General features: G+C 62.3%; 1 protein-coding gene. It reads left to right on the top strand.

What is annotated here, in order from left to right; all coding sequences use genetic code 11:
- The coding region (locus tag ACT89H_RS29265; protein ID WP_445111898.1) for a condensation domain-containing protein at positions 1-2856 on the top strand (2856 nt) is incomplete at both ends.

The following is a 2856-nucleotide window of genomic DNA, read 5'->3' as shown; positions in this document are numbered from 1 at the left end:
GACAGCATCGGGTCGATACGCCTGGCGTCGAGAGTGCGTGGTCGCGGCCTACGGATCTCCGTCCAAGACATCTTCGAGTACAAGACGGTTGCAGAACTGGCCCGCGTGGCGGCGATGCCGAACCGCAGCGCAATCGTGTTGGAAGAACTTCCCGGAGGAGGCACGGGGACCCTGCCACTGTTACCGGTCGCGAGCGATTTGGTCGACATGAGTTGGGACATTTCCCGTTTCAGCCAGTCGATGGCGGTCGATCTTCCGGTGGAGATCAACCAGGCTCAGCTGGTCACGTTGCTGTCGGCGTTGATCGCCCGCCACGATGCACTGCGGGCCCGGCTAGTGCACGAACCTTCTGGACGCATCGTGCTGGCCTGCGGCGATCCGTATGCCGCCGATGTAGCGATCCATCGCGTAGCGCTCGGGCCCGAGCTCTCCGACCACGCAGTGGCCGCACTCCTGGACAAGGAGATCGCAGCTGCTAAGGACCGACTCGATCCCTATGGCGGCGTGATGCTTCAGGCAGTGTGGCTCGACCCCACACCGACGGCGGCAAGCCATCGACGAGGCACGCTGACACTAGTGGTCCACCATCTGGCTGTGGACGGCGTATCTTGGCGTATTATCGTCGGCGACCTGGCCACAGGATGGCAACAGGTTTCGAATGGGCACCAGCCCGCATGGCCCGAACATGGCACATCGCTACGCCGATGGGCGCACGGCTTAAGTGCCCTGGCAGAAGACGACTCGATCACAGGCGAGGCTCCGCTGTGGCGCAGTATCGCCGACGGACCGGACCCGCTACTGGCAGCGCGGCCAGTCGATCCCACGATCGACCGAGCATCGACCCTTGAGCGTGTCGAACTGCAGCTGTCCGCTGTGACGACCGAGCAGGTCCTCGTCACAGCGCCGAACCAATTCTTCTGCGGGCCCAACGAAATCCTGCTCACCACTCTGGCGTTGGCAGTCGTTGTGTGGCGCAACCGACGGGGTGTCATCGAACCCTCCACCTTGATCACCCTCGAACATCACGGTCGTCAGGAATCGCTGCTCCCCGGTGCTGATCTATCCCAGACCGTGGGCTGGTTCACCAGTGCATTCCCGGTCAGGCTGGATCTTGCGGGGATCGATCCCCAGGGCACGATGCGTGATTACTCATCGATGGCGTCCTCGGTCAAAGCGGTCAAGGAACAGCTGGCCGCGATACCGAATAAAGGCATCGGCTACGGCCTTCTTCGGCATCTCAACGACGCCACCGGCGCTGAGTTCTCGACGCACGCCAGCCCGCAGATCAGATTCAACTACCTCGGCCGCGTCATCGAGAGTGACGCGCGTGCCGATCAATCCAATCGCAGTTGGCTGCCCTCACGAGGACTGTGGCAGTGGAGGACCACTGTCCCTGACGCTCCTGCGGCAGCCGTCCTGGACGTAACTGCCATCGTCATCGGCGGACAGCTCGGCCTGCAGATCCTGTACCCGACTGAGATGCTCAGCGGCGAGCAGGTCGAAGAGTTCGCGGAGTTGTGGCGTTGCGGGCTGACCGCACTTGCCGGGTACACCGCTACAACACAATTCGGTGGACACACACCGTCGGACTTCGAGCTCATCACCCTGCCGCAATCCGACGTCGAGTCACTCGAGCTCGACTTTCCCGACCTGGTCGACGTGTGGCCGCTCACGCCGTTGCAGTTCGGGTTGATGTATCACGCGGAGATTGCCGACAGCTCGCTGGACGTCTACGTTCCACAATACACGCTCACCTTGGTCGGTTATGTCGACATCGAGCGGATGCGAAGCGTGGCAGATGTGCTCGTCGACCGGCACGCCAATCTACGCACAGCGTTCACCATCACCCCGAGCGGCGTAGCCGCTCAGGTCGTCCTCGGGCACGTCCACGTTCCCTGGACGACGCTCGACCTCGTCGGATGCCCCGACGTCGAAGACGAACTCAGCAGAATCGCCGAGGCGGACCGAACTGCGAAGTTCGACCTCAGTGCACCACCGCTGATCCGCTTCACGTTGATACGTGTCGGCGATCGCGACTATCGGTTGGTCATCACCAGCCACCACATCGTGCTCGACGGTTGGTCTACCCCGCTGCTCCTGCGCGACCTGCTCGCCCTTTACGGCGATGAATCCGATGCGCCGACAGGACGGCCGTTCCGTGATTACCTCGTCTGGCTGGCCACTACCACAGACACCAGAGAGTCGATGCGTCAGTGGCAGCGGGCCCTAGCGGGACTCGACGGGCCGACTCTGTTGTCGAGCAACGGTGGGGCGCGCGAGATCACGGTTCCGTCGCACGACCATGCCGTCGAACTCGACGAGCATCGAACCGCCTTGGTGGTGGATCTGGCCCGTCGGCTCGGGGTGACAGTGAATATGATCTGCGAACTCGCCTGGGCGATCGTTCTGGGCCTCTCGGCGGGTCGCAACGATGTCGTATTCGGCACGACGGTGTCCGGTCGACCCGCCGAACTCACCGGAGTTGCGGACATGGTGGGCTTGTTCGTCAATACCGTTCCCGTCCGCGTCAGGCTCGACAACTCGGAGTCGATCGAGGCGGCGCTGACCCGCTTGCATACGGAGCGAACGACACTGCTTGCCCATCATCACCTGGGACTCAATGATATTCAGAATGCAGTGGGCCTCGGCCCGCTGTTCGACACAATGATGGTGTTCCAGTCTTATCCCATCGACATCGCCGGATTCCACTACGGACATGTGCCTTTCGAGGAATTCCGCATCGACGATGTCACTGCCGTCGAGGCCACTCATTATCCGGTCAGCGTGACTGTGAAGCCGGAGCACCGCCTCGGCGCCAGATTCACGTACCGAACCGATGCTTTTGAGGCTGTGGAG

The organism is Nocardia aegles, from assembly GCF_052545135.1.
The sequence above is the reverse complement of the archived record's forward strand: the minus strand, read 5'-3'. Positions and strand labels throughout refer to the sequence as shown.